Below are 12,494 nucleotides of genomic sequence, written 5' to 3'. Positions count from 1 at the left end.
TCCTATAAGTCGGGGCGGCCAGCCATTGCCGACGAGGCCAATGCATGCGCCCGCTTGGGAATGCGGCCACCCTGTGAGGCCAGTCTGCCACCGATGACCGCGTGTTTAAAGGCTTCAGCCATGAGTAATGGATTCTGCGCCCGGGTGACGGCGGTGGCCAGCAGCACTGCGTCGCACCCCAGCTCCATCGCCAAGGCAGCGTCCGAGGCGGTGCCGATCCCAGCGTCGAGCACCACGGGTACGGAGGCACGGGAAACAATGAGCTCAATGTTGTGCGGATTCAGGATGCCCAGGCCGGTGCCGATGGGGGCTCCCAACGGCATGACGGCCACCGCACCGAGCTGTTCCAGGCGTAGCGCCAGCACGGGATCGTCGTTGGTGTAAGCGAAAACCTTGAAGCCTCGGTTGACCAACTGCTCGGTGGCCTCGGCCAATTCCAGTGCATCGGGCAGCAGGGTGCGCTCATCGGCAACCACCTCCAGCTTCACCCAGTCCGTCTCCAGTGCTTCCCGGGCCAGCTCGGCCGTCATGAGCGCTTCACGCGCCGTGAAGCAGCCGGCGGTGTTGGGCAGGACACGGATGTTGTTTTCCAGCAGCAGCTTGAACAAGTTGGTGCCCCCGCCGGCTGCCTCATCCACGGAGTACCGGCGCATGGCCACGGTGGTCAGCTCGGTGCCGGAGGCGATGAGCGCAGCGCCCAGACCGCTCAGGCTGGGCGCGCCGCCGGTGCCCATGATGAGGCGGGAGTTCAGCGCAACCCCATCGATCACCAAGGCGTCATTGCGGGTCGGTGTTTTTGTTTCTGTCATGACGTTCACTTTCAGTCGTTGGTGCGGGAGGGGAATCCAGAAAGGCGGCTTATCCACCTTGTACCGCGGCGACAATTTCCAAGGCGTCCTGATGTTCCACGGCGGTGGCGGCCCACTGGCTGCGTGGCACAATCTCCTGGTTGCGGGCAACAGCAACACCGAGCCGCCCGCCGTCGGCCGCTTGACCGGTGGGCAACAGCTCCCTCCCTGTCACGGCAGCAACGAGGTGGGCCACGGTGGTTCCATCTGGATGAGACTCGGTGGCACCGTTGAGGTTGATCGTTTTCATGGCTTGCTCCTAAGCGGTGGGGCCGGCGCTGGGGTCGGCGGTGTGCGCCGGGCGAAGTGTGGGTGAAAAGCGGTCCGGTCGGAACGCTTCCCACGCCAGGTCCGTGATGTTGCCTAGCAATTGGCGCACAATGGTCGCGGCGATGGGGGTCAGTAGAACGCCGTGCCGGAAGAAACCCGTGGCAATGATGAGTCCGGGAATGTCCCGCCCGTCGGCACCGGAAACCCTGCCCAGCAGTGGAGCGTTGTCGGGAGTGCCGGGTCGGGCCCGGGCCGTGCATTCAAGGAGCTCCAGTTCAGCCACGGCGGGCAACAGCACCTGGGCGTCACGCAGTAGTTGGTACACTCCCCCGGCACTGACGCCAGCATTGTGATCCTCACGGCTGGTAGCGCCGATCACCACGGTGCCGTCCTCGCGCGGCACAATATAAACCGGCAGTCCACGCACCAGCCCGCGAATGGTGGCCGTGGTGAGCGGGCGCAGATTCTCCGGAACACGGAGGCGAAGGATGTCGCCGTACACAGGGCGGATGGGCAGGTTCAGCCCGTCCGGCAGCCCCGCCAAGGTGGGCGAACCCAGCGCGTTGGCCACAATCACTTCCCGTGCGTGGACCTCCCGGCCATCGGCCAGCAGCACGCCGGTCACCGGTGAATGAGTGCTGTTGGGGTCCCGATGCACCAGGGACGTGGCGGCTTGCTCAATGAAACTCGGCACCGATGAACCGCTGACACGTGCGCTCGCCAGCAACGCCGCCCGCAGTGACTCCGCAATGGCGCGAGGATCAACTTGGTGGTCCTGTTCCACTTTGTAGGCACAGGAGATCTGGGGGCCAATCATCGGTTCCAGCGCACGGGCTTCACGGATGCTCAGTTGCGAAACGTTCAGACCGTGGCGCAGTTGGACGTCGCGCAGATCAGACAAAGCCTGTCGGTCGCCCGGATCCCCGCCCAGCACCAGGGTTGGGGATGTGTTGAACCCTGTTGGCAGACCGGCCGGAAGCGAGGCCACGAACGCTGGCCAGCGCCCCGCGGAGGCCAGCGTCAGCTCCAGCAGAGCATCTTCCTGGTAGTGCAGCTCACTTACCGGGGCCAGCATTCCGGCCGCCGCAAAGGTGGCACCCGTGGCGGGAGCAGGGTCAATGACGGTAACAGCATGGCCGGCTCGTTGGGCTTCCCACGCGATACCGAGGCCAATGATTCCGCCACCAATGACGATTACCTCGGTGGTCAAAATTTGGGGCACAACAAGGCTCAAATGTTTCTCCTTCCCTACGCCGGCATGATCCGGATCAGGTTACACGCCCACCTGGGGCGTCATTCGGTCGGCGCAGTCGGCGCCCTCTCAGCCAGCTTCACTGGCTCCCGCGGTACTGCATTAGTCTATGAGACATGAGCCAAACTTCTGCCATCCCTGCAACCACCGCCACCTTGTCCACGCCAACGTTACAAAGTGCCCGGCTGTATTTGTGCACGGATGCGCGCAGCAAACAAGGCGATTTTGCCGATTTCCTGCGGGCCGCCTATGCAGGTGGCGTGGACATCATCCAGCTTCGTGACAAGTCCATTGAGGCGGCACAGGAACTGGAATTGCTGGCGGTTTTGAAGTCCGTGGCACAGGAATTCGGCAAACTCTGGGCCGTCAATGACCGTGCTGATATTGCCTCGCTGAGTGGCGCGCCCGTGTTCCATATTGGCCAGAAGGATCTGCCGCTGCCCGCAGCGCGTTCCCTGGTGGGCCCTTCGGTCTCCATGGGTCTCTCCAGCCACGATCTCGCTCAAGTCTCTGCCGCTGCCGCCGATCCCAACGCCGACTACTTCTGCGTTGGTCCGCTCTGGGCCACCCCCACCAAGCCGGGCCGGGCCGCCGTGGGCCTTTCCCTGCTGGAGCATGCCGCCGCACTGGAAACCACCAAGCCGTGGTTCGCCATTGGCGGGGTGGATTTGTCCAACGTCGATCAAGTGGTGGCTGCCGGCGCCTCCCGGATTGTGGTGGTGCGGGCCATTACCCACGCTGAAGATCCGACGTCGGCCGCTGCGGCGTTGCTCTCCCGCTTGCCTGCGCTGGGGTAACTCTCGTGACGGTCGGCGCGGGCGCACGATGGCTGCCGCAGCAACGATCCAATGGTGGCGAACCCGGAGCTAGGCGATTGATTCCACAGCCAGGGCCACCTTGCGCAGCAGCGTGGCCAATTGTGTCTGCTCCTTGACGGTCAGCCCGGCCAGCATCGCCGCATCGGTCTCCAGGAAGCGCGGGAACTCACGGTCAATGAGCGCCTCACCTTTAGTCGTCAATTGCATCAGAACTACGCGCCCATCACGTTCCCACGGCAGCCGCTCAATGAGTCCGCGCTGGACCAGACGTTCGGCATTTTTAGTGGTGGAGGCACTGCTGAGCATGGTGGCTGCGGTAACTTCACTGGCGCGCAGGGGGCCATCACCGCGGGCCAGGGTGCACATGACATCGAATTCTGCCCGGGTTATCTCCGCAGACTGCAAGGCGCGGCCAGCGTGGTGGGCTGCCAGCGCCCCAATTCTCCCGATGCGGCCCATGACTTCGATACTGGAAACGTCAAGGTCCGGATGCGAGGATTCCCACCCTTGCCGTGCCCGATCAACAAAATCCATCGCATCTACTTTCATGGAACCAGTCTAGAGACAACACTCACACATTTCAGATCTATTTTACTAGTAAAATAGATTGTAGACTTGAAGAATGATTTCTAACCCCCGATTCCGCCACACGGGCACCGCATTGGCCCACCCACTCTCGCGCTCCGCCTGGCGAGATGCTTTTGCCATGCGCCCGGCCGATGCCATCTTCACCACGGCCATCAAAGTCGGAATCGCGGCCACCCTTGTGCTCATCGCAGGCGGTTTACTGGGTCAGCCACAACTTGCCGGAATGGCCGCTCTCGGGGCCCTGACCAGCGCTTTTGGCCGTTATCAGCCGTATCGCCGGCTAGGACGAATGATGGCAATTGTGGGCGCTGGCATGGTCATCGCCATGGTCATTGGTACCCTCCTCGGTGCTGCGAACGTGCCCATGATGAGCCAAATCCTGGTCCTGTCCGTACTCGCAGGCCTTGCCGCTCACATCTTCTTGGCCTTCCGCATCTCCGGCCCCGGTGCCGTCATTCTGGTGTTCGCGGCCGGCGCCGGTTCGGGGTACACGCACAGCTATGCTGCCATGCTCGGACCCATCGTCGCCATCATCATCGGCGTGGTGGTTGGTTGGCTCGCGGCCATGGCGCCAGTGCTCTGGGTCCCCTTGGCCCCCTCACGGCTGGCTGTTGCGCGAGCCATCGCCAACGTTGTTGGCCTAGAAGCGGACGACGCCGGTCCCCTCCGTGCCGCTGCCAAGGCCAGCTTGCGCTCGGCTCGGGAGTCGGTGACGGTGACCGCCGGGACCTTCCGCGCGACTCACTCGCGTTCGGTGAGCCTGCGCCAAAACGCGGACCAACTGCACCTCTTGCTGGATGAAGCCGAGGCTGCGCTAACACTGTTTGAATCCTCTAGCGATGGCGCCTACTCGGAAGCCTTTATCCACTTGGTCCAGCACGAATCGCAGCTGCGCAAGATCCACGGCATCCCCACAGTTTCGGCGCCAATAACTCCCGACGTTCCCGCCATAGCTTCCACTCGAAACCTCGTGCACAAGGGCTTCTGGGAAGGCGCCAAGGCCGAGCTGACGGCCAGAACCAGCATTCATCAAGCCCTCCGCATGGCCGCAGCCGCCGCACTCTCCGGTTGGGCCGCCGTCGGACTTGGTCTGGAGCATCCCCTCTGGGCCACCATGGGTGCCATCGCGGCTCTTCAGGGTTTGAGCTATGCCACCACTGTGCAGCGCAGTATCCAGCGTTTGGTAGGTAATGTGATTGGCGCCATCGTGGCCGTCGGGATTCTGTCATTGGCCTTGGGCTTCTGGCCCTCGGTGGTTCTTGTCATCATTTTCCAGGTGATGGCGGAACTGCTAGTCCTCAAGAACTACACGTTAACCACCATCGCGGTAACACCCATGGCGCTCATCATGACCGGGCTGGGGACAAATCTGGGCACGGAGGCCGCCTTGAGCCGGGTAGTCGACACTCTGGTGGGCGTGGTGATTGGCACCATCGTCGCAGCCGTCAGCATCTCGCTGTCAGACCGCCAGCACATCCCCACCAGCACGGACGGTTCCAAGCGCTAAGGTTCCACGCTGTCTCGAGACCCTCCATATTAGGAGGATCCAGGCTCCGGAGCAGCCAGATTTAGGCGGAACAGAGGCAGAATGGGTGGCCGGCCGGGTCCAAGAAAACCCTAAAGGTGCTCCCAGGCTGCAGCTGCGCTTTGGTGGCACCCAAGCGCAAAACTTCGACCTCACCGGCGTCCAAGTCGGCAACCACAAAATCCAAATGCATCTGTTGTGGGTGCTCTTGACCCGGCCAGACAGGTGGCTGATAGCCCTCATTAATCTGTTGAAAACAAATGGTGCTGCTGCCATCTGCCGGCCGAATCTCGATCCAACCATCTTGGCCTTTGGTGTCCCAACCGAGCAGTTCAGCATAGAACTTCGCCAAGCTGGACGCGTCGGGACAGTCAATGACCACGCTGGGGTGCTGTGCAATTGCCATGGTTGGAGGCTACACCGAAGGCGTCAGCCCCATAACCCCTGCGAGCAATTCATAGCTGCGGATCCAGGCCGCACGGTCGGTGACCTGCGTGGCCACGATGAGCTCGTCGGCGTCAGCCACGGTTGCGAACTCCGCCAAGTATTCACGGGCAACGGACGGCGTACCAATGGCCGCGTACCGGAACATGGTGGTGACCTGCTGGCCCGCTGGTGAGTCCAGCAAGAGATCCATTTCGGGTTCCGTGAACTTCTGGCCGCGGCCTACCAAGGAAACCACGCGGCGGCGCCGTGCATCTAGGGCCAGCTTGTCTGCTTCCTCTTGGGTGTCGGCCACAATGGCGTTGACGCCGGCAATGACATACGGCTCTGCCAATACCTCGGATGGCTTGAATTCGCGGCGGTAAATCCGCACAGCGTCTTCGAGTGCCTGTGGGGCAAAGTGCGATGCGAACGAGTACGGCAGCCCCAAAGCTGCGGCCAGTCGGGCCCCAAACAGAGACGAGCCCAGGATGTACAACGGCACATTGGTGTCCTTGCCCGGGTAGGCGTTGACGCCGGAAATACGAGTCTGGCCGGCAAAGTAGGCCTGTAGCTCCTGCACATCGGAGGGGAAGGTGTCCGCAGCCATGGGGTCACGGCGCAGGGCGCGCATGGTGTTTTGGTCGCTGCCGGGAGCGCGCCCCAACCCCAAGTCAATGCGTCCCGGATGCAAGGTCTCCAGCGTGCCGAACTGTTCAGCGATCTGCAACGGCGAGTGGTTAGGGAGCATGATGCCACCTGCCCCGAGCCGGATGGACTTTGTGTGGGCAGCCACATGGGCGATCAAAACGCTGGTTGCCGAGGACGCGATGGAGGGCATGTTGTGGTGCTCGGCGAACCAGATCCGCTTGTAGCCCCACTCCTCCGCCTTCTGCGCCAGTTCAACGGATGCCCGGAAGCTTTCGGCAATGCCGTCATCGCCTACGTGGGCCAGATCAAGGATGGAAAGGGGAAGTGTCATGGGTATTGCCTTTCAAAGGGGTCTTACTTGCGCCAACTGCCAAGTGCGTCGGGATATTTCCACCAGCCGCTTGAGCCGCATTACATGCATGGATATGGCGGCGGGAGAGCATGCTCGCCGGCCGCCACGCTAAACGGGAACGCTCAATCGATCGAGGGCGGCCAAGGCCGCGGCCCTCCCGGCTCGGTTGGCCCCGAGCGTGGATGCCGAAGCTCCGTAGCCCACCATGAGCAGGCGTGGCTCCCGCGCCACTTTCACGCCGTCCATGATGATCCCACCGCCGGATTCACGCAGTTTCAACGGTGCCAGATGATCGAGGGCGGCCCGGAATCCGGTGGCCCATAGAACAACATCCGCCGCAAAAGTGGTGCCGTCCTCAAAAACGGCACCTGACAGCGTGAGGCTACGCAGCGGCCCACGGGACACCAGGATGCCGGCGGCAATCCCGTCGTGATACTGCTGTGTTAGCGGAAGACCTGTCGCTCCCACAACACTCAACGGTGGCAGCCCCGCAGCAGTGCGCTCATTAACTTTGCGCTCAACGTCACGGCCCCAATCAGGGTCAAATTCCCTGCTGGTGAACTCCGGCGCGTGCCTGGTAGTCCAGGCTGTTTCTACACCCGCTTCAGCGAGTTGCAAGAGGAACTGGACAGCCGAGGTTCCTCCCCCAACCACCAATACACGTTGCCCGGAGAACTCGGCCACTGAACGGAAATCGTGGGTATGCAGCTGCCGACCAGCAAAGACATCTTTGCCCGGATAGTGCGGCCAATAAGGCTTATCCCAGGTCCCGGTGGCGTTGATGACCAGGCGGGTTTCGTAGGATCCGCGGTCCGTTTCCACCACCAGAGGCGGGCCGGCAATGTCGGCGGGCAAGCCGCCGTCGTCCTCGGGAAAGAGCATGGCGGAGTCTGCAACCAAGGAGCGCACCCCCAGCACCTTCACGGGCCGGTGAACAGGAACGTCAAAGGTCTGCTCGTAGCTGCCGTAATAGCGCGAGACCACGGCGGAAGCAGGTTCGTGAGGGTCTGAGGGAGGGCGCTTCATGCCGGGCAGGTCGTGGATGCCATGGGCGCCGCCAAGAGTGAGCGAGGGCCAACGGTGCAGCCACGCGCCACCGGCGGCCGGATTAGCATCGAGGACCACAAAGTCCGTTTCGGGAACAAGCCCTTGCCGAGCCAGGTAATACGCAGCCGAAAGACCGGCCTGACCCGCACCAATAACCACCACATCGAGCATTTTTGCCTCCTACGATCTCCAACTGGTGGTGATGGAGGGCTATTCCGGCTGTGTTGGACGCCACTGGGTGCCGCGCGCGGACAGGCGCGCGGACAGGCGCGCGGACAGAATGGTGTCCGCATAGAACACCGCCAGAGCACCCGCGGCGTAAGCCACCAGGTCCAGCGCGGAGAAGGTGGTGCCAAAGATCAAGCGCGACGGCGGGAAGCTCACCGCGAGTTGTGCGGGCACCCCCGTCAACTGGGACAGCTCAATGACGGCGCTGAGGCTGAAGGCTGCGAGCGCCAGCCAAACTCGCTTGGCGCGGGGCAGGATCACGGCCAGCACCAGGTAGACCATCACGGTGTAGAGGGCGTCGGCGATCAGACTGGCAAAGTCACCCGGAACAAAGAAGTGAATCACCAGGCCCAGAATGATGACATCGGTGGCGGCGAAGGACAGCGCCAAGCGCCGGGACTTGGTGGTTTTCACGAGTGTCATGGGCTCGAGTCTAATGGGGGCCTGCGCAAGGGCCCGCGTAGGCGTCCTGGCCGGCCTAGGCCCGCACCACCGGCAGGTCCTTCCACTCGGTGGTGTAGCGGGGTGAGGCAAGCTCACGCTTCATGGTCCATTGCGGCGCAACAGCCAGTCCGCCGATTCCGATCCCGATGGCTGCGTTGCCGAACTTGCTGCGCACCTCTCCCATGACGCCGCCCACCTCCGGCTGCGCCTGCCCTGCACCAAAGATATCCAGCATCCCGGCGCCGGACGCTGGTTCCAGTCCACTGAACATGACCCCGGCACGCAAGTACGAAGCCCCGGCAACGGCGCTCTGCCTGATGGCGGCCACGGCAGCACGGACCAGCACAATGGGGTCCTGGGTGGGCGTGGCAAACCGGATGGTGGAGGCGGGGAAGCTGCCCTCCGCCGCGGCGAAGCGGCTGGTTCCGGCCGTGACGGTCATGATAGCGGCGCGCAACCCTTCCTCATTGAGCCGGGCGGCGCCGCGCTGGGCGTAGACCCCCATGACCTCTTCCATGCCTGCCACGGTGGTGACTGGCTCGGAGAAGCTGCGTGAGAACATGATCTGCTGCTTGTCCACGCGCTCCTCCACGTGCGGAATGCACTCGGTCCCATTGAGCTCCATGACGGTGCGCTGCAGGACCACGGAAAATTTCTTGCGGATCAGGGCCGGATCCGCGGCCTTCAGATCGGCGATGGTTTCAATGCCCATCATCTTCAACCGGTCCGAGATTTTCCCGCCAACGCCCCAGAGCCCCGAGGCCGGAACCCTCTGCTGGATCACCTCCACGTGCCCCTCCGGCATCGCCTCAAGCGCACACACCCCGCCCAGTCCCGGATTCTGCTTGGCGATCCGATTCGCAAACTTGGCCAACGTCTTTGTCGACGCGACACCAACGCATACCGGCACACCCACATGGCGCATGACGGCGGCCCGAATATCGCGTCCGGCAGCTTGTAGTTGTGCCGGGTCCCCCACCAGCCCCACGAACGATTCATCGATCGAGTAAACCTCCTGCCAGGTGCCAAAGCGGCCTACGACTTCCATGACCCGTGCGCTCAGATCCCCGTACAGTTCATAGTTACTCGAACGCGCCACCAACCCCCAAGCCTTGGCCTGTCCTTGAATCTGGAACCACGGCGCACCCGTTTTGATCCCTAGTTCCTTCGCTTCTGCAGAACGTGCCACCACACAGCCGTCGTTGTTGGACAGCACCACGACGGGCCTGCCTTCCAGCTTCGGGTCAAAGACCCGCTCGCAGGAGACATAAAAGTTGTTCACGTCCACCAGGGCGATCCGGTTGTTGCTCACGGGGCTACCCGTTGTTCAAACCCGAAGCTGACGATCGGAGGAAGTCCTGCCGTCAGACGCTCAAGAACGACGCGCTCATGCGGAACCACCTGGGCTGGCAGCTCATCGAGTGCGAACCATCGGAGGTCTGCCGCTTTGTCCGGTTCCATAATGCGCGGCTCGCCAACCCACTTTTCACAGCTAAAGAAGAAATCCACCCGTTGCGCCAAGGCGGGACCGTTCACTTGGGCACGGTGCATCGCCGTCAGAGGAACCAGGTTTTCGGCCGCGATCCGCACCCCAAGCTCTTCATGAGCCTCGCGCACTGCAGCAGCCTCCGCTGATTCGCCGGCGTCCACGTGGCCCGCGGCAGCGGCGGCCCAATGGCCGTCCATGTATCCAGTTCCTTGACGCAGCTGGAGCAGCACCTGGGTACCGCTGCGGAAAATGACATAACTGGCGGGAATCAAGGCGAATCGTTCACTCATGCGCGGTTCCTCGCTGGATACGGTGGCTGTTCATTATCTTTCGAATCTATGTTCCCAAACTTTAGGGGTTGGCGGCAAGCGCAGTCAGGGCTCGTCGAGAGGACGTTGAGTCGGAAGTCGCGCTAATCGTCGTGACAACTCCTCCGCCAACTCCTTCGGATGATGAGTTGGCGGAAGCCCCAAGGGCGCAGGAAGTCCCTACAGGGGCGCACACCAGCCGTTCCACCTTCAACGCCTTGTGAGGCTCTTGCGAGCCCTGATTAATGTGATCTATTGGGGCGCATGGGACCGCCGGGCGTTGGCGGTCCCATGCGCCTGGGTCACTTGCCGCTGAAGACGGGGAAGGCGCTGTGCTTTCCGTAAGTCCCGGGCGCGCAGCTGGCGAAGCGTGGTCCTGCCGTTGGAAGTCGGAGACTCCGATGGCACGGAGTTTGCCCGTGTTATAGGCGTCCTCTAGGGCACGCCAGGCTTCCCTATTACCCTCGGCGTAATCACCGCCGCGAAAGTCACCCCAAGGTTGCGGGCCGTGAATGAGCATCAGGTCGATGTAGTCCAGACCCATCGTGGCCAGAGATCCGTCAATCGCGGCGAGCCACGCTTGTGTGGCGCGACCACGCCGAACGGGCCCAGTCGCCAGCGACAACGTACACACCGGCGAGCCGATCGCGCATGGTCAAGGAATTGAGGCAGGTCAGATTCGCACTGCCGAGCTGTTGACTTCATTCACGGTATCCCTCTGATGGCGTTGGCGGGAGTCCCTCCGAGTACCACCATGGGCCTGGGACTCCCGCAATCGCGAAGTACGCCGTGACATGGGTACGGGGCCCGGCTCTCGCCCCTTAGAGGAAAACTCCGGCTGCAATGAGGCGCCACTCGGACAGGCCATGAAATACCATTCGGTCCCACGAAAGGGCGATCACCCACTCATGCAAAACAGCCGTCAACGACGCCGTCATTAGAAACTGGCCAAACGCGGTTCTGCATCCCGCCGCCCAGCGGCTGCTCGTCTCCATGACCACGCGACCAGCGCGCCGGCAGCAAGCGGCGCAATGAACGCAGCCGCAGTCACAACCATGATCCCAGGCATGGCCCCCGCCAAACCGAGGGCCGTGGCCACAGCAATGCGCGCCGGGGCCCTGGAGGATACAAAGCGAGCGATCGGAACCGCAATGGAAAAACCGGCCAGCACCGCAGCAACAAGTGTCAACGGCCACTGCAGCGAATGGCCGGCTCCGGCGATCTGGGCAGCAAATTCCATGGCCAGGCCCGCACAAAGCAGCAGGGCCGAGCAGCGCATGATCGTGCCAAAACGTGGCGTGAGTACCATCCCCAACGCGATGACAACGGGCATGGCTGCGATCGCGCCAGCGGCCAAGCCAAGATTCATGGCATGGGTGGAGTCACCGACTCCGGGTGCCCAGAGGCTCCCCATGAGCGCGAATGCGGCGCACCCTATGCCCACCACAAACGACACCAGTGCCGCTCTGCAAATCTTGGCGTAACTGCTACGGGTCAGCGCCGCAGGGCTGTCCGGGCGGACGGCTTGCTTGATTGCCTGCTCAGCACTTGGCCGCACCGACGGCAATGCAGGCCGACCGGCCAAGAGCGCCATCAAGAGCACCGCGGCAGCTCCCAGACCGCCCAGCATTTGCCCCGTCACCGTCAAAATTCCGGTGACAATGGCCAGCAATGCCGCCAGCACCCCGATCAGCGGCAGTCGAATCAACCACGGGATTTTCCTTTTCACCACCGAAGCAACAGGCGCGAGGAGGGAAACGCTGCCGAAGAACCACCCCATCAGGGCAAACAAGAGTGTTGCCGAGCCAAACCAGGTGCGGGTCCCTCCCGCATCAGCCTCGTCGAAGCCAATCGACCAACTCGCTGCTGCCAGCGCTGTCATGACCAAGGCAGGCCCCGCACCCGCCACCACACACAGCGAAGCCGGTGCGGACAGCTGGCCTCTCCGGTGAAGAAGGATCACCGCAGCAACAGCAAGGGCCAGCGGTCCTACAAAGACCGCCAACGCGGTTCGCAATGTGCCAGCACCGGGGAACATCATCACGTCGCTCAACAGGATTGCGGTCGCAACAGTGAACGCCACCAGCGACAAGGCCGCGGCAATCACTGCCCAACGGTTCGTGGCCCGTTCACCCAGTCCGTGAGACCTAATGGACCAAGCCTCGGCAACGGACGGCCTCGCTAGGCCACGATCGACTGCGTGCTCCTCGAGAGTGTCCAGCATCAGACGGCCATGCTCGTTCCGCCAGAC

General features: G+C 62.8%; 14 protein-coding genes. 2 read left to right on the top strand and 12 right to left on the bottom strand.

Annotated features, from left to right (window positions below):
• Positions 1-2: 2 nt before the first annotated feature.
• The 3 genes from AS189_RS06560 to thiO are packed head-to-tail and all read right to left on the bottom strand — an operon-like array spanning position 3 to position 2,352.
• The gene (locus AS189_RS06560) at positions 3-809 is read right to left on the bottom strand and encodes a thiazole synthase (protein ID WP_062286837.1); all 807 of its coding nucleotides are present in this window, start codon (positions 807-809) and stop codon (positions 3-5) included.
• Positions 810-858: 49 nt separating this feature from the next.
• Positions 859-1,098, bottom strand: a complete 240-nt coding sequence (gene thiS / locus AS189_RS06555) for a sulfur carrier protein ThiS (RefSeq protein WP_062286836.1) — start codon at positions 1,096-1,098, stop codon at positions 859-861.
• 9 nt (positions 1,099-1,107) lie between these two features.
• Positions 1,108-2,352 carry a glycine oxidase ThiO gene (gene thiO, locus AS189_RS06550; protein WP_129587175.1) on the bottom strand — a complete coding sequence of 415 codons (1,245 nt, stop codon included), beginning with the start codon at positions 2,350-2,352 and terminating at the stop codon, positions 1,108-1,110.
• Between the two features lie 134 nt (positions 2,353-2,486).
• On the opposite strand from thiO, the gene thiE reads away from it, so the two are divergent.
• Positions 2,487-3,167: a thiamine phosphate synthase gene (thiE, locus tag AS189_RS06545; RefSeq protein WP_193393514.1), complete on the top strand. Its 681-nt coding sequence runs from the start codon at positions 2,487-2,489 to the stop codon at positions 3,165-3,167.
• A gap of 69 nt (positions 3,168-3,236) precedes the next feature.
• Here the strand turns inward: thiE and AS189_RS06540 are convergent, their stop codons facing one another.
• Positions 3,237-3,737, bottom strand: coding sequence for a MarR family winged helix-turn-helix transcriptional regulator (locus AS189_RS06540; protein ID WP_062286835.1), 501 nt, complete (start codon positions 3,735-3,737; stop codon positions 3,237-3,239).
• A gap of 73 nt (positions 3,738-3,810) precedes the next feature.
• Between AS189_RS06540 and AS189_RS06535 the strand changes: the two genes are divergently transcribed.
• Positions 3,811-5,283 (top strand): FUSC family protein, encoded by a 1,473-nt coding sequence (locus tag AS189_RS06535; RefSeq protein WP_062286834.1) that lies wholly within the window; start codon positions 3,811-3,813, stop codon positions 5,281-5,283.
• Positions 5,284-5,344: 61 nt separating this feature from the next.
• Here AS189_RS06535 and AS189_RS06530 read toward each other — a convergent pair whose 3' ends face one another.
• The 8 genes from AS189_RS06530 to AS189_RS06500 form a co-directional block, all read right to left on the bottom strand.
• A complete protein-coding gene (locus AS189_RS06530; protein ID WP_062286833.1) occupies positions 5,345-5,707 on the bottom strand; it encodes a VOC family protein in 363 nt (120 codons plus the stop codon).
• Between the two features lie 9 nt (positions 5,708-5,716).
• Complete coding sequence (locus AS189_RS06525) at positions 5,717-6,706, bottom strand: LLM class flavin-dependent oxidoreductase (RefSeq protein WP_062286832.1); 990 nt, start codon at positions 6,704-6,706, stop codon at positions 5,717-5,719.
• 129 nt (positions 6,707-6,835) lie between these two features.
• The gene (locus AS189_RS06520) at positions 6,836-7,945 is read right to left on the bottom strand and encodes an FAD-dependent oxidoreductase (RefSeq protein ID WP_062286831.1); all 1,110 of its coding nucleotides are present in this window, start codon (positions 7,943-7,945) and stop codon (positions 6,836-6,838) included.
• Positions 7,946-7,984: 39 nt separating this feature from the next.
• On the bottom strand, positions 7,985-8,425 hold the full coding sequence (locus AS189_RS06515; protein WP_062286830.1) for a DUF2809 domain-containing protein: 441 nt from the start codon (positions 8,423-8,425) through the stop codon (positions 7,985-7,987).
• A gap of 55 nt (positions 8,426-8,480) precedes the next feature.
• Positions 8,481-9,758: a Y-family DNA polymerase gene (locus tag AS189_RS06510; protein WP_062286829.1), complete on the bottom strand. Its 1,278-nt coding sequence runs from the start codon at positions 9,756-9,758 to the stop codon at positions 8,481-8,483.
• Positions 9,755-10,225: an NUDIX hydrolase gene (locus tag AS189_RS06505; RefSeq protein WP_062286828.1), complete on the bottom strand. Its 471-nt coding sequence runs from the start codon at positions 10,223-10,225 to the stop codon at positions 9,755-9,757. Before AS189_RS06505 ends, AS189_RS06510 begins: the two co-directional genes overlap by 4 nt.
• A 61-nt stretch (positions 10,226-10,286) precedes the next feature.
• Positions 10,287-10,877, bottom strand: coding sequence for an aldo/keto reductase (locus AS189_RS20975; protein ID WP_272946737.1), 591 nt, complete (start codon positions 10,875-10,877; stop codon positions 10,287-10,289).
• Between the two features lie 303 nt (positions 10,878-11,180).
• Positions 11,181-12,467 carry a hypothetical protein gene (locus AS189_RS06500; RefSeq protein ID WP_062286827.1) on the bottom strand — a complete coding sequence of 429 codons (1,287 nt, stop codon included), beginning with the start codon at positions 12,465-12,467 and terminating at the stop codon, positions 11,181-11,183.
• Between the last annotated feature and the right edge of the window lie 27 nt (positions 12,468-12,494).

Origin of the sequence: Arthrobacter alpinus (genome assembly GCF_001445575.1) — a bacterium.
Classification (GTDB): domain Bacteria; phylum Actinomycetota; class Actinomycetes; order Actinomycetales; family Micrococcaceae; genus Specibacter; species Specibacter alpinus_C.
Note: the sequence above shows the minus strand (reverse complement) of the source record. Positions and strands in the feature narration are given on the sequence as shown.